Below are 21,683 nucleotides of genomic sequence, written 5' to 3' on the forward strand. Positions count from 1 at the left end.
CTTCTCAGTTCGTCAGCCGACGGCGGGTCCGAGAAGATCGTCGGCATCGGTGATCCGGTATGCGTACCCCTGCTCAGCGAGGAACCGCTGGCGGTGTGCCGCGTAATCGGCGTCCACCGTGTCGCGGGAGACCACCGAATAGAAGTGCGCCTGACCACCGTCGGCCTTCGGACGCAGCAAACGCCCCAGGCGCTGAGCTTCTTCCTGGCGAGAACCGAATGTGCCCGACACCTGGACCGCGACCGACGCCTCGGGGAGATCGATCGAGAAGTTCGCGACCTTCGAGACCACCAGCGTCTGGATCTCCCCGGTGCGGAACTTTGCGAACAACTCCTCGCGCTCCTTGTTCTTCGTCGACCCCTTGATCACGGGCGCGTCGAGGGCAGCGCCGAGTTCGTCGAGCTGATCCAGATAGGCGCCGATGATCAGTGTCTGAGAGTCCTTGTGCTGCTCGAGGATCGACTTCACCACATTGATCTTGGTATGCGCTGTCGAACAGAGTTTGTACTTCTCCTCCGGCTCGGCGACCGCGTATTCGAGGCGCTCGTTGTCGGTGAGTGTCACCCGCACCTCGATGCACTCGGCGGGGGCGATCCAGCCCTGCGCCTCGATGTCCTTCCACGGCGCGTCGTAGCGCTTGGGTCCGATCAGGCTGAAGACGTCGCCTTCCCGGCCGTCCTCACGGACCAGGGTGGCGGTGAGACCGAGGCGGCGCCGCGACTGCAGATCGGCCGTCATCCGGAACACCGGCGCGGGCAACAGGTGGACCTCGTCATAGATGATCAGGCCCCAGTCGCGGGAGTCGAACAGATCAAGATTGCGGTACTCGCCCTTGGATTTGCGGGTCATCACCTGATAGGTGGCGATGGTGACGGGGCGGATCTCCTTGCGTTCACCCGAGTACTCACCGATCTCTTCTTCGGTCAGCGACGTACGTGCGATGAGCTCGCGCTTCCACTGCCTGCCGGCGACCGTGTTGGTGACGAGGATGAGCGTGGTGGCCTGTGCCGTTGCCATCGCGGCCGCACCGACCATGGTCTTGCCTGCACCACAGGGCAGCACCACCACACCGGATCCGCCCGCCCAGAACGACTCGGCGGCCAGCTGCTGGTAGTCACGCAGCTCCCAGCCGTTCTCGTCCAGCTTGATCTCGTGGGCTTCGCCGTCGACGTACCCGGCGAGGTCCTCGGCAGGCCAGCCCACCTTCAGCAGGATCTGCTTGAGCCGGCCGCGCTCGGAGGGATGAACTATGACCGTGTCGTCGTCCACCCGGGCGCCCAGCATCGGCGCCACCTTTTTGTTGCGCATGATCTCGACCAGCACCGCGCGATCGAAGCTGACCAGGGTCAATCCGTGCACCGGACTCTTCACCAGCTGCAGCCGCCCGAAGCGGCCCATGGTGTCGACGACGTCCATCAGGAGAGGCTGCGGCACCGCATAGCGGGAGAACGTCACCAGCGCATCGACCACCTGCTCGGCGTCGTGCCCGGCAGCGCGCGCGTTCCACAACGCGAGCGGGGTCACCCGGTAGGTGTGCACGTGCTCGGGAGCCCTTTCGAGCTCGGCGAACGGCGCAATCGCAGCCCTCGCCTCGGCAGCCTGGGGGTGGTCGACCTCCAGTAGAAGGGTCTTGTCCGATTGCACGATCAACGGTCCGTCAGTCACAAGGAACCATTCTCCTCAGAAGCAGCAGTTTGTGCCACGAGCGGTGGCCGGGGGATCGAGAGCTGCTACATGTGGCAACTCGCTTCGTGATCAACAGTCAACAGGCCGCCGAACTTCCCGGCGGCATCGGCCCGAGACGTCGTGGACGTAGGCGAAGGTCAGCGACGTGATGGCCGTGCTCGGAATCAGTCGACGATCTCCACACTGGTGATCCGGTGAAGTGAGAACCGGTGCTCGTCGTTGCTGCCCGGATCCAGGGCGATCACCTGGCCGGCGCCGATCATCCGGGGCACGACCACGTGCTTGGACGCGAAGCCCTCGGCGTTGACGTACCCCAAGCGTACCGACTGCTTGTTCGCCAACGCGGTCTGCAGCAATGCGGTCGCAGGCAGGCCGCCGCCGGTCACCGACGACCCTCCGGCTCCGGCCGCGGTGAGTGTGGCCGCGTTCGCCGCGTCCTGCGATCGCATGTGGCCGACCACCGCAGCCAGCCGATCGCGAGCGGGTGAGCTGAGTGACGGCTTGCGTGCCGATGCGCGTCGTTCCCGTGGGGTCGGCAGCCGAGCCCCGCGCGTGCGCAGGTCCACCAGTTCACCGGCCGAATCCTCGCCCGCCGGGGCGAATCCGCCCGCCCGCAGGATGTCCAGAACATCGATGATGGGGTCGTCGCACACTGCGACGGTCGGGGCCAATGCACGCAGCGACAACTGTTCGGCCACCGGTGAATTGAGCACCGCCGCGAGTGTCGTCGGGTCCTCGCAACGGATGAACGTACTGGCCACGCCGACGCGCAGCTGTCCGTGCTTACGGGCGACATCGTCGATGAGATACGAGAGCGACTGCGGCACAGGGGTCTTCGAGTGGGACGTGAACAGTGTCATCAGCTCGGTGCCGGTACGGCCCGCATCAAGTGCGCGGCGAACAGACGACTCCGACACCCGGTACACCGAGGCCGCCCCACCGGACTCCAGGTCCGCGACCAGAGCCAGATCGGCGGCGAGTTCCGGGGTCAGCGGTCCCGGGGCGGTCACGGTCAGATCCGCCTGAGCCAAGAAGAAGTCGATGGGAGCGGGGATGGACTTGGCCATCGCCGCGACTGTGGCGGCCTCGACCTCGTCGGGCGTACCGGTTGCGATGAGTTCGCGGCCCGCCGACGTCAGGGCGCCGTGAGCCACCAGGCCCAGCGACTGGGCCTCGGCGAGTGTTTCGATGATCGTCGACTGCGGCATGCGGCGAAGCCACCGGGGATGCCGCCACGCGATGTGCCTGCCCAGGGCCACCGGCGTGACGTCTGCGCCGGGTTTGGCCTCGGCCAGCGCCTGGAGCACAAGAAGCCGTTCGGCGCGGGCTGCACCTTCGGGCATCGCACCGACCAGCGCGCCGATCAATGTGCCGTCGGGGGTGCGTCCGCCGATCTGCCACGGCCTGCGGTGCAGATCCAGCCACCCCGAGGCGATGGAGAACCACCGGCGCTCGGGTGCCTGATGCGACCAACTGTCGACGGACGTGGTCGGGGCCCACGACGGTTCGAGACCGTCCGACGGGTCGGGCACGGGGAATCCGGAATCGATGAGGCGGAGCCCGGCGAGTACCTCGATGACCAGGCCGACCCGTTTCTCGTCCACGGACAGGGCCTTGGCGAGTCGACGGATCTCCCGGACGCCCATGCCGCCGGCGCGAAGAACCGCTGCCGGGTGGGCACCGAGGGTCTCGATGGCGTCACCGCTGTGCCGGAGAAACTCGAGCGCTTCGCCCCCGGCCGCGGCATCGACCTCGGCCAGCCCGACCTTGCGACCACCGCCACCGGAGAGCTCCGGCGGCCGCAACTCGAATGGCTCCGCTGGATCCTCGCCGCGGATGAGCTGGCCGATCACCACCGGCAATTCGACGGTCTGCTCATCCACCACCAGCAGCAGTCCCTGATGGACCAGCCTCGGGACCGGCCGATCCGACTCGGGTCCGAGCCCGGCGTCACGGGTTCGCCCCAGGCCGGGTCCCGACGCCAGGGTGGACAACAGGTCACGCTCCCGGTCGCCGAGGGCGTCGATCTTCGCGCGGATCTCGGCGAGCGACAACGCGTTGACAGGGGCGGTCGCCAGACGTGAACGCCACGGCCACGCCGCAGCCATGTGCGGTCCGGTGACCAGCGCATCGGGTGGCCCCCACAGCAGCGCGAGGTCGACGAGGTTGTCGATGCGCGCCCGGATCGCGTCGGGTGCGGCCCGCTCCGACAGCGCCTCGACGATGGCGTCGGTGGACACGGGTGACAGCCCACGGCTCTGGTCGGATCGCGAACCCAGTGCCGCGATCGTCTCGAGCACCGCCACCGCCAGCAGGTCCAGGTCTTCGCCACATCGGTTGATCGAGGCCGCCGACATCGCGCGCTGCGCAAGCACCTCGACCCCGGGTGGGGGAGGGCTGGCCAGATCCGGCCGGGACTGCAGGAGATCGAGCAGTTGGTCGTCGTCGCGGCGGGCGAGGTCGTCGGCCAGACTGATTGGCTGGTCGGGGCTCATCCAGTAGATGATATGCGGGCCACTCATGGCAGAATGACGCCCGTGGCTGAAAAGAAGAAGTACGTCGATAATGGTTGGCCCGAGGTTCCCGAGGGCGAGCATGCCGTCAGTGAGTTCGCCGCGCACGTCTCCGGCGCACTGTCACCGTTCGGTGAGGTCACCTTCCCGCTCCCGGTCGACGACCTGCCTTACCTTCACCCGCGAACCACCGTCAATCGCTGATCGGTGAGCGCGCCGACCGACCGGCCCGGCCCGGGACGTCTCAGCCATCTCGACGAGGCGGGGGCGGCGCAGATGGTCGATGTCGGCGGCAAGGCCGCCACCACGCGTAAGGCGCTGGCCACCGGAGTTTTTCGCACCACCGCCGACGTGATCTCGCTGTTGTCGACGGGCGGGTTGCCCAAAGGGGATGCGCTGGCAACGGCTCGCATCGCCGGCATCATGGCCGCCAAGAAGACGCCCGAGCTGATCCCGCTGTGCCATCAGGTCGCGCTCAGCACCGTGAGCGTCGATTTCGTGCTCGGCACGGACTCCATCGAGGTGCGCGCGACCGCGGTCACCACCGACCGCACCGGCGTCGAGATGGAAGCCCTCACTGCTGTGGCGGTGACCGGACTCACCCTGCACGACATGGTCAAGGCGGTCGATCCGCGCGCGCAGATGACCGACATCTGTCTCCAGGAAAAGACCGGCGGCAAGAAGGGTCACTGGACCCGGGACGACCGGCCGGTTGACGAGACCGGCTCCGCGAACGGAGGGGTCTGAATGGCCGCCGATCCCCATGCCGCCGACCCCCGCACCGCAGTGGTTGTCGTGGCGTCGACGCGCGCCGCCGGCGGTGTGTACGCCGACCGCTCGGGGCCGATCATCGTCGAATGGTTGCGTGACCGCGGGTTCGTGGTGAACGACCCGGTGGTGGTTCCCGACGGTGACCAGGTCGGCGCAGCGCTGCGAACAGCAGTCGGGGATGAGACAGCTCTGATCCTCACCACCGGCGGCACCGGTCTGAACCCGACCGATCAGACTCCCGAACAGACCGCCGCGGTGATCGAACGCGAAATACCCGGTCTGGCCGACGCCATCCGCAACAGCGGGTTGCCCAAGGTCCCCACAGCCGTACTGTCGCGGGGCACGGCCGGTGTCGCGGGCCGCACCCTGATCGTCAATCTGCCCGGTTCCACGGGTGGGGTCCGTGACGGCCTCGAGGTGCTCGCACCTGTGCTCACCCACGCCCTGGACCAGATCAACGGGGGCGACCACTGATGGCTGCCATCGTCGCCCGTGCCGTGGTCACCGACGACCCCCTGTCCACCTCCGACCATGAGGCCGTCGCGGCCGAGGCGTCAGGCGGAACAGCTGGGGCCATCGTGAGTTTTGTCGGCGCGGTACGCAACCACGACGGCGGCCGCGACGTCACCGCGCTGAACTACAGCGCGCATCCCACGGCCGGTGAGGTTGTCGAGAAGGTCGTGGCACAGATCGCGGCCGGGGCCGACGGCGTGCGCGCGGTCGCCGTGTCGCACCGGGTGGGTCCGCTGGCGATCGGCGACGCCGCGCTGGTGGTCGCGGTGGCGGCCGATCATCGTCAAGCAGCTTTCGCCACCTGCGCCCTGCTGGTGGATGAGGTCAAGGCCCAACTGCCGGTGTGGAAGCACCAGATCTTCGCCGACGGCACCGACGAATGGGTCGGCTCCGCCTGATCCCGACGCCCCACCCGCCCGGAATTGGTGGGTTCGGGCGGGGATGACCTGGGCGAATGCTCGCCCGAACCCACCATCATCGGAATCTGGAAAAGGGCCCCGCACGGACTCATGGTCGCGTGCGAGGCCCTTCGTCTGGGCTCCCCGAGGATCAGGGGAGGGGCAGGATGTCCCGGTACTGGTTGTAGAACGCAATCGTTCCGGCGTCGAGGTCACCGGCCGCATTGGCCTGATCGATCAGCGCATGGACGGTGGGATCGTTGAACACGGACTTCAGGTCGTTCGCGATCTCGTCGGTCTGAGCCGCGAGGTCAGGAGCCTGGGGCGCAGCCGGTGCTGCGGGGATCTCGAGGCTCGGAGCTGCAGCAGGGGCGTTGCGCGGGGTGGCTCCACTCAGGCCGGTGCCGCAGGTCGGCCATGCGCCGGGTCCCTGGCTGGCGAGAACACGCTCGGCGACAGCGATCTGCTGCTCACGGGTTGCCTGGTCGGCGGAGGGGGCGAACTCGCCGCCGCCGTGGCCGGTCCAGGTGCTGGGGCTGAACTGCAGCCCACCCTGGTAGCCGTTGCCGGTGTTGATGGCCCAGTTGTTACCCGACTCGCACGAGGCGACCTGGTCCCACTCGGCGTCGGTGGCTGCACCGGCGTTGCCGCCGCCTGCGAAGGCGAGGGTGGCGCCGCCGCCGATGACGGCAGAGGTGAGGGCGAACTTGGCAATGGTGCGACCGGTGGTGGTCGGCTGACGATGACGTCCGGACATGGTTGTACTTCCTCTCTCCACGCGCCTACGAAGTCAGCTGTCGGGTTCGAGCGAGAGGTTGCTCGGTCCGCTTGCGCGGGCTTCACCCCAAGGGCTCCGATTTCTCGGAACCCGGTGATCTCCAGGAGATGTTGGGTCCCCCGTCCTCGTCCCTGAAATGCGTTTGGAGTTTCTCGGTTCGCGGGACGAGGTTGGGCGCGGCGAGCCGGGAATATTCACTTGCGGTCTGGCCGATCAGGTCGACCGAGTCAGACGGTACGGGTTAATCCGTGGTTACACATAACTTCTTCGACGGCCTTTTCGACGTGTCGGCGGGCCCGTTTTCGACGGTTTCGGCATTCCTGCTGCTCATCGGTATGACTGTCGTCCTGTGTCCGTACCGTAACCCAACCGTTATGTGAGGAACGTCACAGCATCATCCGAAGGAATGAGGAGCCGATGTGGGGCGATCGACCCGCTCTCGTGCGGCGTGAAACCCGCTCAACCGCCCGCGAACGGCGGTAGGACGTCGACGGTGTCTCCGCTCGAGAGCACCCGTGAGCGGTCGCGAACGGCGACGGACTCATGCAGATACGAGCATCTCTCCAACACTTCGGCCAACTGTGGATTGCTTTGACCCAATTGGATTTCCAGATCCGCAAGAGTGGCTTTGTCAGTGAGTTCGACCACACTTTGTTCGACACCCGCTGCTGCTTGGGCGGCGGCAAAAAATCGGACGCAGATACGCATTGTCAGCCCCCGATCGCCGACATCGACCGTGCGGGTTGGAGGAAGCCTGGCTCGTTGACCCCATGGCCCGGGAGCTTGCCCCACGTGGACTGTCGCCACCGCAGCGCGATTTCCTGATCTGTAGTGCCAGTTGATTTCAGCAAACTGCGCAGGTCTGTCTCCGAGGTGGCGAACAGGCAATTGCGAAGCTGTCCGTCCGCGGTGAGCCGGGTCCGGTCGCAATCGCCACAGAACGGGCGGGTCACGGAGGCGATGACCCCGACTCGGGCAGGCCTCCCATCGAGCCCGGTATGACCCTCTACGATCCAGCGTTCCGCCGGGGCCGACCCGCGCGCCACGTCGTCGGGCCGCAGATCGAAGTCCTGCTGCAGGTGGGCCAGGATCTGGTCGGCGGTGATCATCGAGGTGCGTGACCAGTGGTGTTCGGCGTCAAGCGGCATCTGTTCGATGATCCGCAGTTGGTAGCCCTTGTCCAGGCACATCTTCAGAAGGGCGGCGGCGTCGTCGAGGCCGCCGGCGGTGTCGAGCACGGCATTGACCTTCACCGGGGTCAACCCGGCGTCGGCCGCGGCCTCGAGGCCCGCCAGCACGTCGGGAAGGCGGTCGCGACGGGTGATGGCAGCGAACTTGGCGGGGTCGACGGTGTCCAGGGAGACATTCACCCTGTCCAGGCCGGCAGCTGCCAATCGTTTCGCCTGCCGGGCCAGGCCCAGGCCGTTGGTGGTCAGCGCGATCTCGGGTCGGGGGTCGAGGGCGGCAACCGCTTCGATGATCTCAGGGAGGTCTTTGCGCAGCAGTGGCTCGCCTCCGGTGAACCGGACGGCTCGTACTCCGAGTTCGCGCACGCCCACCGAGACCGCCCGCACGATCTCGGCAGCTGTCAGTACGTCGTCGCGGTCGAGCCAGTCGAGGCCTTCGGCGGGCATGCAGTACGTACAGCGCAGATTGCAGCGGTCGGTCACCGAGACGCGGAGGTCGCGAACAGCGCGCCCGAAGGTGTCCACCATGGGACCGCTGGTGGGCATGATGGCGTCTGTCCCGACAGGCGGGCGGACGGATAAGCCGGCTGGCATACCCAGAGCGATGGCGGTCACCTGTACAAGCCTACGGTGGTCGCCCGATCGAGGTCGGATCCCCGGGGAAAACTGACTACAGACGTTCTCTGATGGGCTCCGACGTCGTGATCGCTACGGTCGTCGTTCCAGGGCACGGAAGGCGCTGGCGTGGAAGACGAGCGGCTCCTGCGACGGGTCGGCGCGTAACGCCTCGACCTTGAGCAGGACCAGGCTGTGATCGCCGGCCGGTATCTCGTTGTAGATGGTGCAGGACAGCTGGGCCACCGCTCCGCCGATGAAGAGAGCGCCGTCGTCGGTCGTCTCCACCCGCAGCCCGGTGAATCGCGCATCGGCCCGGCCCGCGAGCTGCTTGCACTCGGCGTCCTGATCATGGGCGAACACCGACAGCCCGATGACGGGAGCGCTGCGCAACTTGGGCCACGTCGTCGATTCGTTCTGGACACAGAGCGAGACCAGTGGCGGGTTGAGCGACACCGTGGCGAACGAGCTGGCGGCCATGCCGATGGGCTCGCCGTCGCCCTGGTGGCATACGGCGACCACACCGGTCGGAAAGCAGCTGTACGCAGCGCGGAGTGCCGTGCCGTCACTGGTGGGAGTCAAGGCTCCGTCGATTGAGAGCGTCATGTCGTCAGTCACTGTAGTGGCGACCTCGAGCCGCCGCCCTGGTGCGCAGCGGCGTCTCGATAGCGTCGCCCTGATCGCAACGCAAAAATCAGCCCGAGCAAAAAGCCGAGCGGGGCACACATGGTGAGCAGATAGACGAACAGGGGAGCGGTCTCACCGGTGATCGGCGTACTCAGAAACAGCCAGAGCAGTGCGATGACTCCGACGCCGAACAGTCCCACAGCGGCCCGCAGCAACAGGCTGCCTTCGGCTTTGCGCATGTAGACAACGGTAGTGCAGGTTCGAGGCGGCCGAAAACCCGTGTGCTCGGGGGTTGGCCGAGGCGCTAGACTGACCGAACGCGTCCGGCTGGGCCAGTTGCCCGCAGCGGGCGCTTTCGTTTTGGGCAATGCGAGTAGATGAGGGTGAGCACAGTGCCTACCGGCAAGGTGAAATGGTACGACGCGGAGAAGGGCTTCGGCTTTCTCTCGCAAGATGAGGGCGAAGACGTCTATGTGCGCTCGTCCGCGCTCCCCGATGGGACCGAGGCGCTCAAACCCGGCCAGCGGGTCGAGTTCGGCATGGCAGCGGGTCGCCGCGGCCCACAGGCGTTGACGGTCAAGGTTCTCGATCCGGCTCCCAGCGTTGCCAAGAACACGCGGGAAGCGCGCAAGGAACAGCCCAAGCGGCACAGTCCTGATGAGCTGCACGGCATGGTTGCCGACCTGATCACGTTGCTGGAAGGCAAGATTCAGCCAGATCTGCGCAAGGGTCGGTACCCCGACCGCAAGACCGCCGCCCGGATCTCCGAGGTGGTGCGGGCCGTTGCCCGGGAGCTCGAGACCTAGCAGTTCTCGTGTGGCACCGCCGCCGGTTCTCCGACCGGCCGGATCTTGAATTAGCCGGATTTCGAATTAGTCGGACGCTGGGACATCGACACCGTCGGGAAGGGTGTCGATGCCCCAGATCCCGCGTGGGATGAAGCCGCCCGCGTCTTCCTTCTGTGACGGCTGCTTGATCTCGATGGTCGCCAGGATCCGGTCGCGCGTCGAGGCGAGGGTGAATGTGCGTTTGCTGTCGCTGCGGTAGAAGACCTCGGCGGTGTTGTCGAACCCGTCTTTGGTGAGGTACTGCACCACAAGCGTCCAGGGCCCGACGGACAGGTCGCTCGACAGCGACACCATCACCGCGTCGCCGACCTGCACGGGGATCCGCGCCGGCTTGTTGGTCGGCGATCCTTCGCAGTTCGTCACCTCGATGGAGCAATAGATCAGCGGCTCAACGGTGATCAGTGTTGTGCCGTTCGCGACATGCAGATACGGAACGTCGTTGTCTTCGTGTCCGGAGGCCAACGCGGCCACCGAGCCGCCGATGACGGCGACGAGCAACAGAACGGTGATGACGGCGATCGCGAAGAACTTCTTCTCGCCTGTGGTCAAGCGTGCGCTCATGTATCCCAACTCATCGGTCTCCGCCGCCCTTGTTCCAGGCCTCGCGGATGTGCGGATCGACATGGATTGCGCCGGTGGGCATGGTCATGTCTGGCCGTTTGCCGCCGAATCCGGGGACCAGCGTAGAGCCCCGGTTGGTGACGAAGGTCTGCACCAGGCCCAGGGCCAGCAGTCCTGCTACGACTCCGAAGCCGATGGTGAGGTTCGGCGGGAGCAGCACACCGAGGGATGCGCCGAACACCCAGCTCATCTGCAGGACGGTCTCGGAGCGACCAAAAGCCGATGCCCGGGATTCGTCCGGGAGATCGTTCTGGATGGACGAGTCGAGGCAGACCTTGCCGATGGCGCTGGTTCCCGAGGCCACGAGCGCCGCGATGGCCACGAACAGCAGGCTGCCGAACGCTGCGGCCAACGCCGCGACCGCGACGCAGGCACCGGTCACCATCACGATGATGCGCTCGGGGTTCTTCAGCTCCAGTCGTGTACCGGTGGCGTTCCCGATGAAGTTCCCGATGCCGGCTGCCGCGCCGACCGCGCCGAGCATGGCGACCTGGGCCCAACCGCTGCCGCCGCCCTGCTGCGACTTCGCGTAAAAGGCGATGAACAGTGTCAGGAAGCCGGTCAGGATGCGGATGGTGCCGTTGCCCCAGAGACCGACGAGGACGTTGCGGCCCAGGGGCTGACGCATCGTGGCTGCCAGGGCCTTGACCGGAGAGGCCTTCTCGCCGGATTGTTTTGCGCCCGGTGTCTGCACGCCACCCGGCGGGGGAACTGGGCAGGATCAGGGCGCCGCAACGGATCGCGTGCCGGTTCGCCGTGGTAGGTCAGCGTGGTGGGGACCTCGCCCGCGGTGACCTCCACCCACGACGGGATGCGCATGCACAGCACGGCGCCGGCGACGGTGATGATGGCCAGCCACACCATGGCCCCGGGCAGGTGCAGGGGAAGGACCTTGGCCAGCAACACTTCACACAGTGCTGCCACACCACCGCCGAGGATCGTTCCGCCCACCAACCCGAATGTGGTCAGTCGGGAGTTGACCCTGACCAGGTCGATGGTCGGTGGCAGGACACGCGGTGTGACGGCCGACTTGAGCACGCCGAATGACTTGGACAGCACCAACATTCCGAGTGCGCATGGGTAGAGCACCCAGGGGTCGTAGGTCAGCTGGTTTGCGGCGTCGTCCCAGCCGCAGTTCGCCATCACCAGCAGGGCCAACACGGTCCGCCCGGCGAAGGTGCCGGCCATCGCGATCCGACGGCCCCGCTGGAGTTTGTCGAGCATCGGCCCGATCAGTGGGGCGATGACCGCGAACGGCGCGATGGTCAGCAACAGGTAGAGGCCGACCTTGCCTTTGGATTCCGCGCTTGCGGCGGCGAAGAACAAGGTGTTGGCCAACGCGATCGTCATCGCGGCGTCGACCGCGAAGTTGACCACCGTCGGATAGGTCAACGCGGTCAGACCAGAACGGTCGGCACCGTCGGCGGTGGCGGCCTGATGAATCTTGCCCAGGCCCTTCGATGTCAGCTCCCGGCCTCGAAGCGCGGCAACGCGGGTGACGGTGAGCTTGCGGGGCATTGCCCGGCCGCCGGATTCCTCGCGGTGGTAGTCGGTCTCGTCCAGTGGCGGCAGATGCGGGTTGCGCGATGTCTGCTGGCGGGTGTCGTTCCGGCGGCTGTCGTCGTGAGGGGGGAACGCAGCGGTGGACGCGGGCGGCGGACCGCCTTGAGCAGGACCACCGTTGGGCGGGCCACTGGGAGGTCGCGGTCCACGCGGTGGCATGGGGGGCTGGCCGCCGCGCGGATAGGAGGGCTGACCCCCGGGGCGTGGCTGGCGGGTTCCCGGCGTCGAGCCGTCCACCGGATAATTGGCCGAACCTGGATGCGCTGCTGGGCCCGGTCGTGGCGGCTGGCGGGGGTCTTGCCCGGCGGGGTCGGCGGGGCCCCGAGTGCCTCTGCCCCTGCCCGAGGAGGTCGTACGAGGATCGTGTGGTTGATTTCCTCGGTTCACTTTCCCGATTGTTCCCTATCCGACGCAGGCCTACCAACCCTCGGGCACTTGCGGCGCGCCCCGATACGGCACACTGGAGGGCGTGAACGCGGTTACCGAGCAGACAGATGCACTGACTGATCACGACGGGCCCGGCGATCATGTCGACCAGGAGAGGGATGACGCCGAGCAGAAACGCGTGGAAGCGCTGCTGACCGCAGCCGTCCCGCAGGCGAGGGCCGCGATCGACGCCGACGACAAAGAGGTCGGTGACCACCTCGAAGCGGTCACCGAGGCCGCTTTCACGGTCACCCACTACTTCGCCGCCCACGTGCCTGGCTATCGCGGATGGCAGTGGTGTGTCGTCCTGGCCGGATGTCCTGGCTGCGACGACGTCACGGTCAACGAGGTGGCCTTGCTGCCGGGTTCCACTGCGCTGACCGCGCCGGAATGGGTTCCGTGGGCCGAGCGGGTTCGCCCGGGAGACCTGAACCCCGGAGACCTGCTGGCGACGCCCACCGACGACCCACGCCTGGTCCCGGGTTACGTCGACAACGACGACAACGACCCCTTGAGCGAAGAGTCCGCTGTGGCGACCGAACTGGGTCTCGGCCGCAAACGACTGCTGAGTCGCGAGGGGCGGCTCGAGGCGGCTTCGCGGTGGGTCGATGGTGAGCACGGTCCCGCTTCCGAGATGGCCAGGAGCGCCCGGCACAACTGCGGCACCTGCGGTTTCTACCTCCCCGTTGTCGGTTCGCTGCGCGCCGCGTTCGGTGTGTGCGCCAACGAATACGCCGCGGACGGCCGTGTGGTGCACGCCGAGTACGGGTGCGGCGCCCACTCGGATGTCGAGGCGCCCACCGGCGGCGGAAGCCCTGCCTACGATGCCTACGACGACGGCGCGGTTGAGATCCACGCCAACTCCTGACCCTGTCGTGCAGCCGTCCGACCCGTTCGGCCTGGGCCGTCTGCGCGACTCGATTCTCGGGTCGTGGCTCACCTCGCCCACCCGCCTGCGTGAAGACACTGCTGCCGAAACAGATCTCGTCGGCGTCGGGTATCGCGATCGCCTGTTGACCGAGCTGGTCGCCAACGCCGCCGATGCCGCGACGGCTGCCGGGATCATCGGTTCGGTTCGTGTGTGGCACGACGGTCGGTGGCTGCACATCGCGAACACCGGCGCACCTGTCGACTCCGACGGTGCCGCTGCCCTGACGGCGCTGCGTTCCTCGAGCAAACACGGCGGCGGCTTGATCGGGCGGTTCGGGGTGGGGTTCACCGCTGTTGCCGCGGTGACGCGTCATGTCGAGATCCGTTCGAGAACCGGATCATTCGAGTTCTCAGCCGAACGCACGCGTGCCGAACTCGCCGCGAACGGGGTGGTTGTGGAGCAGGTGCCGACGCTGCGCCTGGCCTGGCCGATCGACACCCCGCCGATCGACGGCTTCGACACCGAGGTGGTGATGGAGATCGACAAGTCGATCGACATGGCCGCGATGTTCGACGGTTTTGCCGCCGAAAGTGTGCAATTGCTGCTCGAGCTCGAATCGATCGACACGATAACCCTGCCCGACAACACCTTTCGACGCGTTCGCGAGGGCGACATCATCTCCGTCGGCGGTGCGAGCTGGCGTGAGCTCGTGGCGCCGCGTGCCCGCTGGTTGCTGCCGCTGCGCGAGGGCAGGCCGGTTCGTGTGCGTCGCGATGTGCTGCGTGCACCGACCCGCACCGACGTCGAGCTCACCGTGCCGGCCATCTGTGTCGGCGATGTGCAGCTGACGGCTGATCGTCGTGGACTGCACCCCGACGCCGACATCGCCGTGTTGGCAGAGGGTTACGCACAGATCGTGGCCGAGCTGCCCATCGATCAGCGAATGGGGCTCGTCCCGGCGCCGGGATTCGCGGCCGGACGCGACGACGAACGACTGCGTGAAGCGCTGATCGCCGAGTTGGCCGGGCACGCCTGGGTTCCGGGTGCCGAGGGCGACGACCTGATCGCCTCCCGGGCCGAGGTACTGCCCGACCTCACCGCCGGGCTCGCCGACCTCTTGGGCGAGGTCATCACGACACTGGTGCACCCCGACCTGTCCGGCCGGGGCTCGCTCAGCACGCTGAGGTCGGTGGGTGTGACCGAGATCGGTCTGGCCGAGGTGGCCGAACGGCTCACCGGTCTGGAACGCGAACCACGGTGGTGGGGTGACCTCTACGCCGAATTGTCGGTGGTAGCGCAGGGCCAGGTTGACGAACTCGGGGCGCTCCCGGTGCCCTTGGCCGACGGACGGACCCTTCCCGGTGCCCGCGGAACCGTGCTGCCGCCGTACCGCGGCGACGAGGATGCCGACGTTGTCGCCCCCAGCTGGCTCCCGACCGTCCATCCTGCGGCAAACCACGATCTGCTCGAACGGCTCGGTGCTCAGCGGATCACGGTGGGGGAGATGCTGTCCGACCCTGCCCTACGCGCTGAGATCGACGAGGATCCGGCCGATGAACGTCTGGTGCGCAGTGTGCTCGGTCTGCTCCGTGCAGCTCCGGACGTGGTGGTCCCGACGTGGCTGGGCCAGTTGCAGCTCCCCGCCGATGACGACGACGTGCGGCCGGCAGACGAGCTGCTGTTGCCGGGCAGTCCACTTTCGGCTGTGCTGATCGATGATTCGCCGTTCGGGATCGTCTCGGCCGATCTGGTGGAGGAGTTCGGCCAGGCGGCGTTCCGCGCTCTTGGCGTGGGTTGGGACTTCACGGTGCTGCGCGAGGAGTATCCGACCGGCCCCGACCACGACCTGCCCGACGAAGAGCAGTGGTGGAGCACCCTGGACGATCCGCCGCAGACGCTGTCGGCCGTCCGCGATCTCGACCTGGTCGACCCCGACCGCTGGCGGCGGCGCTGAGTTTGCTGGTCGAATCTGCCGACGCGGCAACGTTGTTGGCCGATCGCTCGGGATACACCTGCTGGTGGCTGCGGCATTATGCGGTGGTCGACGGTGTACCGCTCGGTGGCTGGCGCGCGCCGAGCGACCTGACCGTCGCAGGCCTGCTCGACCCCGTCGATCACCCGCACGGTGATGAGCTCGCCGGCGCGCTGGGCAATGCCGATGTCGAGGACATCGACGCGGCTCGGCTCATCCTGCGCCGGCTGTCCGAGGCAGACCGCGCGGTCTCACCACTGGTGGCGGCCACGGCACACACTGCCCTCGCCGAGGCGCTGCGGGCCGGCCGCATCGAGCTGGACGACGTCGAACCGCCAACAGCGGCAAAAACTCTCGCCGGAGACGTGGCGCAGGACGCGGTTGTTCTCGACGCCCCCTGGCTGGCCGCCGCCATCGACCCCGGTCGACTCATCACCGTGGTGCCGTCGCAGATCGGGCTGGCGTCGTCGCTCGCCGACCTGCTCGACATGCCGCTGGCAACCGAGGAGTTCACTGCCGAACCGGTGCAGGAGGGCAGGCCGTCCACGTGGGAGTCCGAGCCCGGCGCGTTGCGATCGGCGTTGATGCAGAGCAGGCCGCTGCCCACCGGTCCCATCCGGGTACATGATGAATTGGTTGTCGAGGTGCACCACGACGGCACCACGAGTCGACGCCGGGTTCCGTTCTGGCGCGATCAGAAGGGGGCGCTCCACATCGATGCCGAGTTCCACGTCATCGCTGACTGACCCGACGGGTGTTCTCCGAACCGAGTCCCTTGCCTTTGGGCCGGACCGTTCTGTCTGGGAATGGTCGGTGGCCAACCGGACCGACGCGTGGACCCGGACGATGAAGATCGTCACCACCCTCGGCGACACCGTCACCTTGACCGTGGTGGCGGTACTGGTGACCATCGCCCTGCTCATGCTGCGACAAGCGCGGTCGGCCGTGCTGGTCGGAGCCGGGTCGCTGATCGGGTACGGACTGATGGTCGGACTCAAGCATCTGATCGGACGGGAACGGCCGCCCGCGGAAGCCCGCTTGCTGGACATCGACACGTTTTCGATGCCGTCCGGACACGCGATGATGGCGACGATCGTCTACGGCCTGATCGCTGTCGCCGTATATCACAGCAGTTCGTGGTTGAGAGCGCACCGCCTGGTGCTCCTGGTGGCTCCTGCGCTGGCCGTGTCGATCGGCTGGAGTCGCGTGTACCTCGGGGTCCACTGGATGACCGATGTCGTTACAGGCTGGCTACTGGGCGTGGTCTTCGTGGCGTCGGCGACCTATCTCGCGTTCAGGACAGACCGTCCTGAGCGGCGCGGCTCCCTCGACGGATCGCCCAGCGCTGTAGAGACACCACAAAGCAGCCGAACAAACCCACGCCCAGGCCCACCAGACAGATCGTGAGCGTGTTGTCGGTTCCCAGGTCCCACACGGCGACCAGCACGGTCGCGATGAGGAAACCGACCATGCCCACCACGATCACGGGCTCTGGAGCCGTCAGTGCACGCGGTAGAGCGGGTACGGGTTCGGACATACCCACAGGCTAGTGGCGAAAAGTCGACCAACCAACTCGTACGCAGTCGAAAGTTCACTCATTCAGGCGCTCGTCTAAGTCGCGTTGTCCGAGCTGAGGCGGGCTTGTGCAGCGCTACAATACGAACTGTCTTTTAAAAAGTTAACGAGCATTCACTCGTGAACCGAACACATGAACATCGCCGGTTCATGGTGCATTCAGCGCGGGCTCACCTATCCTTGATCGCGTGGATCACAATGACGAAAAGCTCGCGAGCGATCTGGCGATCGCCGTTGTCCGGCTGACCAGGCATCTCCGCGGTCGCCGGTCGGCGTCGCCGGTGTCGCTGACACAGCTTTCGGCGTTGGCAACCCTCAACAGGGAAGGCCCGATGACCCCTGGCGCCATCGCGGCGAGGGAGCGTGTGCAACCCCCGTCGATGACCAGGGTCATCGCATCGCTCGCCGACCTCGGCCTGGTCAAGCGCGAACCACACCCCACCGACGGGCGTCAAGTCATCGTGACGCTGTCCCCGTCGGGAACCGACGTGGTGGTCGACGAGGCGAATGCCCGTGAGGAATGGTTGCGTGCCCAGCTCAAACGCCTCGACGACGACCAGATGGCGACGTTGCGGGACGCCGTCGGCATCATCGAATCGATCGTCGCAGAGAGCGACTGAACGCCGCGCACCTGAACGGGACTAGAAGAACGTGCCTGCCACCGGCTTGCGATCGGTGCTCAGCGCCTGATCCAGCGCATGCAGTGTGGGGCCGTCTACGGCCCAGAGCCGTTCTGCCGACGCGAAGTCCACTGCGCGGTACGCCCCGAGGTAGAGGCTGCCCAGCACGGAGATGTCCATGGTGACCGTCGGTTCGGCGTCCGTCTCGGTGACCTCGGCCCGTCCGTTGGTGATGGCGAGCTTGAAGCGACCCCCCGACTGACGGAACTTGTCGGACACCTCGATCACGAACTCGGCGTCGAGACCGTACTCGCGCATGGTCAGGGCCGCCGGCACGTCGAGGATCCGCAGCCACATGCTGTCGCGGATCCCGGTCACGGACGGAGCGCGCAGATCGGTCAGCTTCAGCGGCAGCGGGTCGTCGACCGGCGTTGTCGCGGTGATGGCGGGCAGCAGATCCAGGCCGACCAGCACCCGCCAGAGATCGGAATGCGCTTCGTCGGTGACGGCGAACAACTCCGAGACCTCCGCCACCGAAGTACTTTCCGATTCGTGGTGGATCCGGTAGCTGGCGTACCCGTCGGGATGCAGCAGGTAGTGCAGACCGCTGCGTCCGTCACGCAGGATCGGACGGTCGGCGAAGATCATGTTCCACCACACAGGCGCCCGGACGATCGCGCCAGGCCTGGTGGAGACCCAGCGGTCGTGGAGTTCGGGAACCCGGTCGCGGATCTGGTCCGGGTCGGCGTAGCGAACCCGCGAATCCTCGGGGGCCGGTGCGCGCAGTTGTGCGCGGCGCAGGTCGATACGCACCTGCTGCTCGAAAGCGGCAGGGCCGTAACCGAATCGCTCGTAAATGGTGCCCTCTGATGCGGTGAGGATCGAGAACACGGACTGCTCGCGCTCCCATTGCTCGAACAGCTCGGTGATCATCATCCGCAGGATGCCGCGGCGGCGGTGCGTCGAGGCCACCGACACCCAGGACAACCCGGGCAGCGATACCCGATGTCCGCCGGGAACCGACATCGTCATCCGGAAGAACATCGACACACCGACCAACGTCGGCCGCTCGGGATCGGACATGTCGTGCACCACGATGACGTCGTCATCACGCACCTTCGAGCGGATGTCGGCCAGCGCCTCTTCGTCGAGGGGGTTGACGAACGCGAAGGCCCGGGCATCTGCGGTCGCGATGGCCGGCCAGTCGGATTCATTTGCGCGACGAAGCGTCAGATTACCTTTGCTCACCCGTTCAACCTGCCATATCGGCCGTCGGGCAAACTAGTCGGATGGTCGGATCGCGCGCTCACCAGGCAGAACCAATCTCTGACCTCGCAGTGACGGTCATCGACATCGACGACCCCGACGACCCACGCGTTGACGACTTCCGCGACCTCAACTCGGTCGACCGGCGTCCGGATCTCCCGGTCCTCGCCGGAGGACGCCCCGGAAGGGGGCTGGTCATCGCGGAGGGTGTGCTCGTGGCACAGCGGATGGTCGCTTCCCGGTTCGCGCCGCACGCATTCTTCGGCGTGGACAAGCGGTTGCGTGAACTCGGTGAGACACTCACCGATCCTGCGGTCAGCGGGGTGCCGTTCTTTCGCGCTGACGCAGACGTGATGGCCCAGGTGGTGGGTTTCCACCTCAATCGTGGTGTGCTCGCCGTGGCGCGCCGCCCCGAACCCCTTGCGCTGCCTGACATCCTGTCCGACGCGCGCACCGTCGCGGTGCTCGAAGGTGTGAACGACCACGAGAACATCGGCAGCATCTTCCGTAACGCGGCAGGCCTGGGCGTGGACGCGGTGATCTTCGGTGGGGCATGCGCCGATCCGCTCTACCGCCGATCGGTCCGGGTGTCGATGGGCCACGTACTGCTGGTTCCGTTCGCCCACGCCACGAGTTGGCCGGCAGACCTGGACATAGTGCGTAGCAACGACTTTCGCATCATCTCACTCACCCCCGACCCTGAGGTGGCAACCCTGTCCCAGGTGGTGGATGCCCCGCGCGTGGCGTTCATGGTGGGGGCCGAAGGGCCGGGACTGACAGAGACCGCGATGCGTGCGGGCGATGTGCGCGCCCGCATCCCGATGGCGCGCGGAACGGATTCGCTGAACGTCGCGACCGCCGCCGCCCTCGCGTTCTACGAGCGGGCTCGCTGAGCGGGCCCGTTGAACCAGTTCGCGCGTCAGGCCCGCATCAAGCCTTGGGTCCGAATCCGAACCACCGGGCCACGCGCTTGACCGCAGGTGCGGGCGTCGACTCCTCGACGGGTCGCTGCGGATGCTCGGTCGGGTACTGATCGTCAGACGGGTGCTGTTCGGCGAGGTTCCGCTCATCCGAACGCTGGTCGGGTTGGTAACCCTTCGGCCGAATCGCAAAGCCCGACAACTGGATCGAGTGCGGATCGGAGTCCGACGGGTCGCGTGGGGTGGTGATGCGGAAGCCCAGCCAGCTCCGCATGGCCTCCTCGGCGAACTCCTGCGGGTGGAAGGGGAGCGCCTGGGGGTCCGGGATGGCGCCCTCGGCGTAGACGAGCGGGCGTTCACCGGCCCAGAACGGACCCTCGAAGATGAACGGGAGGCCGATGTTCTCGTAGATGTCGACAGGGTTGGCCGCGAACGACCGCCGCAGTATCCCGTCCTCCCAGCGCGCGAATGCACCGACCGAGTACTCGGGGTCGGTGTTGAGGAACACGGTTGCCTGCGCGGGCAGTGCGGCGGTCCATTGCTCGGGGAGAGTGGACGGACTACTTGTCCGCAGGATCGGTCCGGTCACCACGGCCAAGGAGCGGTAGACGCCGACGAAGAGCTGGTCGGCTGCCGGGGTTGCGGCCTCCACCAGATCGCACTGTCCGATCGGCAGCAGGGTCATGTCGGGGAGCAAATCCGTGGCCAGAGCCTGCGCCGCATTCTCGTCGTTGGTCACGCCCTCGCGGATCTCGGCCGCCGGATCGCTCGAATTGACGAACCAGAGCATGGACGCCTTCGCTGCCAATTCAAGCCTTTCCGTGATTGCTGTCCGACATGAGGTGCATCAAACAACTTAGCCTGCGTCAGGTGTTGCCACTGCTCCGGACACCGAGCAGCACATCTTCCCAGGTCGGCACGGCGGGTTTGCGGCTGTTGCGAGCACGCTTACGCGGCGCGGGTGGCTGCTGCTCGGCCGCAGGGGCCTCCGGGGCGTCGTCGTGGTCGTGGTGGTCGTCATGATCGTCGGTGGTGGTCGGCGCGGGCTCGGTGATCGTCGGCTCGCTGTCGACCTGCGGCGCGGGCACGGGTTCGGCCCGCCTCGCCGGTATGCGTCGGGCCGTCTGGGCACCGGTCAGGGAGTCGGCGTCCACGGTCACGGCTTCGGTTCCGTCGGATTTCACGGTCAGACGTGCGGGCCGCGAGACGGGTGTCACCTGTGCCGCAGGGGGAGGTGTGTAGTCGAAGGCGAGCTCGGGGTGGTCGTAGTCGTAGGTGTTGTCCTCGGAAACCGGCGCGACGGCGATCACGCTCCGCAGCGGCCGGCTCATGTCCGGATCAGTCAGCTCGTCGGCCACTTCGTCGATGGCCTCGACGGTGCCCGAGTTGGACCCCGGAACGTAACGCCAATGCGCGCGGTTCACCGACCGGCCGACCCGCCAGCTCACCTGCACCACCCAGCGGTTGTCGTCGCCCTTCCAGGCGTCCCACTCGGTGTCGTCCGGGTTGTGCCCGCGGGCTCCGAGTGCGGCGGCGACCACCTCTGCCAACGTGGACAGTGCCGGACCGTCGTAGCGGAGCGGGTGCGCTTGAGCGGCGAGTTCGGTGGCACGTGCGCGTTCGAGGAGAACCGGATGCGCAAAACGCTCGACGCGATCGATGGGCACGCCGGCAGCGGCGGCGACCTGGGCGACCGACGCCCCGGAGCGGATGCGCGACTGGATCTCTCGCGGACGCAGCGTGCTCTCCATCTCGATCTCGATCTGACCCATCCGGGTCAGATCGCCGCGAGCGGCGGCGCGCAAGGTGTCGTCGGCGGGGATGCGGAACTTTTCGCTCGACTCGGTGTCCTGCAGGATCACCTTTTTGCCGTCCGGCTCCAGGCCGATGACTCGAAGCTCACGCATCTGCTC

The 21,683-nt window shown here is 66.9% G+C and carries 23 protein-coding genes, 1 pseudogene and 1 riboswitch; of the genes and pseudogenes, 11 read left to right on the top strand and 13 right to left on the bottom strand.

Annotated elements, in window-relative coordinates; genetic code table 11:
• Window positions 1–12 precede the first annotated feature (12 nt).
• A complete protein-coding gene (locus tag MVA47_RS10230) occupies window positions 13–1,665 on the bottom strand; it encodes a DNA repair helicase XPB (protein ID WP_030169580.1) in 1,653 nt (550 codons plus the stop codon).
• Window positions 1,666–1,850: 185 nt separating this feature from the next.
• Window positions 1,851–4,181 carry a helicase-associated domain-containing protein gene (locus MVA47_RS10235; RefSeq protein WP_247207775.1) on the bottom strand — a complete coding sequence of 777 codons (2,331 nt, stop codon included), beginning with the start codon at window positions 4,179–4,181 and terminating at the stop codon, window positions 1,851–1,853.
• A gap of 33 nt (window positions 4,182–4,214) precedes the next feature.
• Here MVA47_RS10235 and MVA47_RS10240 point away from each other — a divergent pair, with 33 nt between their 5' ends.
• The 4 genes from MVA47_RS10240 to MVA47_RS10255 are packed head-to-tail and all read left to right on the top strand — an operon-like array spanning window position 4,215 to window position 5,881.
• Window positions 4,215–4,403 (top strand): hypothetical protein, encoded by a 189-nt coding sequence (locus MVA47_RS10240; protein WP_023955355.1) that lies wholly within the window; start codon window positions 4,215–4,217, stop codon window positions 4,401–4,403.
• Between the two features lie 3 nt (window positions 4,404–4,406).
• Entirely contained in the window at window positions 4,407–4,946 is a 540-nt protein-coding gene (gene moaC, locus MVA47_RS10245; protein ID WP_308280525.1) for a cyclic pyranopterin monophosphate synthase MoaC, read from the top strand.
• Complete coding sequence (locus tag MVA47_RS10250; RefSeq protein WP_247207777.1) at window positions 4,947–5,444, top strand: molybdenum cofactor biosynthesis protein B; 498 nt, start codon at window positions 4,947–4,949, stop codon at window positions 5,442–5,444. It abuts the gene before it with no gap.
• On the top strand, window positions 5,444–5,881 hold the full coding sequence (locus tag MVA47_RS10255) for a molybdenum cofactor biosynthesis protein MoaE (RefSeq protein ID WP_247207779.1): 438 nt from the start codon (window positions 5,444–5,446) through the stop codon (window positions 5,879–5,881). Before MVA47_RS10250 ends, MVA47_RS10255 begins: the two co-directional genes overlap by 1 nt.
• A gap of 151 nt (window positions 5,882–6,032) precedes the next feature.
• Here the strand turns inward: MVA47_RS10255 and MVA47_RS10260 are convergent, their stop codons facing one another.
• From MVA47_RS10260 to MVA47_RS10280, 5 genes are all read right to left on the bottom strand, one after another.
• On the bottom strand, window positions 6,033–6,638 hold the full coding sequence (locus tag MVA47_RS10260) for a transglycosylase family protein (protein ID WP_247207780.1): 606 nt from the start codon (window positions 6,636–6,638) through the stop codon (window positions 6,033–6,035).
• Between the two features lie 6 nt (window positions 6,639–6,644).
• Window positions 6,645–6,817, bottom strand: a riboswitch (cyclic di-AMP (ydaO/yuaA leader).
• A 301-nt stretch (window positions 6,818–7,118) separates the two neighbouring features.
• Window positions 7,119–7,367 carry a MoaD/ThiS family protein gene (locus MVA47_RS10265; protein ID WP_023955345.1) on the bottom strand — a complete coding sequence of 83 codons (249 nt, stop codon included), beginning with the start codon at window positions 7,365–7,367 and terminating at the stop codon, window positions 7,119–7,121.
• Window positions 7,368–7,369: 2 nt separating this feature from the next.
• Window positions 7,370–8,461: a GTP 3',8-cyclase MoaA gene (gene moaA / locus MVA47_RS10270; RefSeq protein WP_374474156.1), complete on the bottom strand. Its 1,092-nt coding sequence runs from the start codon at window positions 8,459–8,461 to the stop codon at window positions 7,370–7,372.
• A 93-nt stretch (window positions 8,462–8,554) separates the two neighbouring features.
• Window positions 8,555–9,067: a flavin reductase family protein gene (locus MVA47_RS10275; RefSeq protein ID WP_247207781.1), complete on the bottom strand. Its 513-nt coding sequence runs from the start codon at window positions 9,065–9,067 to the stop codon at window positions 8,555–8,557.
• 8 nt (window positions 9,068–9,075) lie between these two features.
• Window positions 9,076–9,327: a hypothetical protein gene (locus MVA47_RS10280; RefSeq protein WP_247207782.1), complete on the bottom strand. Its 252-nt coding sequence runs from the start codon at window positions 9,325–9,327 to the stop codon at window positions 9,076–9,078.
• A gap of 153 nt (window positions 9,328–9,480) precedes the next feature.
• On the opposite strand from MVA47_RS10280, the gene MVA47_RS26720 reads away from it, so the two are divergent.
• Complete coding sequence (locus MVA47_RS26720; protein WP_023955337.1) at window positions 9,481–9,894, top strand: cold-shock protein; 414 nt, start codon at window positions 9,481–9,483, stop codon at window positions 9,892–9,894.
• Between the two features lie 66 nt (window positions 9,895–9,960).
• Here MVA47_RS26720 and MVA47_RS10290 read toward each other — a convergent pair whose 3' ends face one another.
• Both MVA47_RS10290 and MVA47_RS10295 read right to left on the bottom strand, forming a co-directional pair.
• Complete coding sequence (locus MVA47_RS10290; protein ID WP_247207784.1) at window positions 9,961–10,497, bottom strand: DUF2771 family protein; 537 nt, start codon at window positions 10,495–10,497, stop codon at window positions 9,961–9,963.
• Between the two features lie 10 nt (window positions 10,498–10,507).
• Window positions 10,508–12,279, bottom strand: a pseudogene (locus tag MVA47_RS10295) (MFS transporter).
• A 406-nt stretch (window positions 12,280–12,685) separates the two neighbouring features.
• Between MVA47_RS10295 and MVA47_RS10300 the strand changes: the two are divergent.
• The 4 genes from MVA47_RS10300 (at window position 12,686) to MVA47_RS10315 (ending at window position 16,796) form a co-directional block, all read left to right on the top strand.
• Window positions 12,686–13,414 (top strand): DUF3027 domain-containing protein, encoded by a 729-nt coding sequence (locus MVA47_RS10300; RefSeq protein ID WP_247210711.1) that lies wholly within the window; start codon window positions 12,686–12,688, stop codon window positions 13,412–13,414.
• 7 nt (window positions 13,415–13,421) lie between these two features.
• Window positions 13,422–15,371 carry a sacsin N-terminal ATP-binding-like domain-containing protein gene (locus tag MVA47_RS10305; protein WP_247207785.1) on the top strand — a complete coding sequence of 650 codons (1,950 nt, stop codon included), beginning with the start codon at window positions 13,422–13,424 and terminating at the stop codon, window positions 15,369–15,371.
• Between the two features lie 2 nt (window positions 15,372–15,373).
• Entirely contained in the window at window positions 15,374–16,135 is a 762-nt protein-coding gene (locus MVA47_RS10310) for a hypothetical protein (protein WP_247207787.1), read from the top strand.
• A 67-nt stretch (window positions 16,136–16,202) separates the two neighbouring features.
• Complete coding sequence (locus tag MVA47_RS10315) at window positions 16,203–16,796, top strand: phosphatase PAP2 family protein (protein ID WP_247207788.1); 594 nt, start codon at window positions 16,203–16,205, stop codon at window positions 16,794–16,796.
• Here the strand turns inward: MVA47_RS10315 and MVA47_RS10320 are convergent.
• The gene (locus MVA47_RS10320; protein WP_247207789.1) at window positions 16,684–16,926 is read right to left on the bottom strand and encodes a DUF2530 domain-containing protein; all 243 of its coding nucleotides are present in this window, start codon (window positions 16,924–16,926) and stop codon (window positions 16,684–16,686) included. The genes MVA47_RS10315 and MVA47_RS10320 overlap by 113 nt on opposite strands.
• Window positions 16,927–17,152: 226 nt before the next feature.
• Here MVA47_RS10320 and MVA47_RS10325 point away from each other — a divergent pair, with 226 nt between their 5' ends.
• The gene (locus MVA47_RS10325; RefSeq protein ID WP_030169615.1) at window positions 17,153–17,584 is read left to right on the top strand and encodes a MarR family winged helix-turn-helix transcriptional regulator; all 432 of its coding nucleotides are present in this window, start codon (window positions 17,153–17,155) and stop codon (window positions 17,582–17,584) included.
• A 21-nt stretch (window positions 17,585–17,605) separates the two neighbouring features.
• Here the strand turns inward: MVA47_RS10325 and MVA47_RS10330 are convergent, their stop codons facing one another.
• A complete protein-coding gene (locus MVA47_RS10330; RefSeq protein WP_247207790.1) occupies window positions 17,606–18,832 on the bottom strand; it encodes a GNAT family N-acetyltransferase in 1,227 nt (408 codons plus the stop codon).
• A 74-nt stretch (window positions 18,833–18,906) separates the two neighbouring features.
• Between MVA47_RS10330 and MVA47_RS10335 the strand changes: the two genes are divergently transcribed.
• Window positions 18,907–19,743: an RNA methyltransferase gene (locus MVA47_RS10335; protein ID WP_247210712.1), complete on the top strand. Its 837-nt coding sequence runs from the start codon at window positions 18,907–18,909 to the stop codon at window positions 19,741–19,743.
• 37 nt (window positions 19,744–19,780) lie between these two features.
• Here the strand turns inward: MVA47_RS10335 and MVA47_RS10340 are convergent, their stop codons facing one another.
• The gene (locus MVA47_RS10340; RefSeq protein ID WP_247207792.1) at window positions 19,781–20,560 is read right to left on the bottom strand and encodes a hypothetical protein; all 780 of its coding nucleotides are present in this window, start codon (window positions 20,558–20,560) and stop codon (window positions 19,781–19,783) included.
• Between the two features lie 76 nt (window positions 20,561–20,636).
• Window positions 20,637–21,677: a septation protein SepH gene (gene sepH / locus MVA47_RS10345; RefSeq protein ID WP_247207793.1), complete on the bottom strand. Its 1,041-nt coding sequence runs from the start codon at window positions 21,675–21,677 to the stop codon at window positions 20,637–20,639.
• Window positions 21,678–21,683 lie beyond the last annotated feature (6 nt).

Origin of the sequence: Williamsia sp. DF01-3 (genome assembly GCF_023051145.1) — a bacterium.
Classification (GTDB): Bacteria; Actinomycetota; Actinomycetes; order Mycobacteriales; family Mycobacteriaceae; genus Williamsia.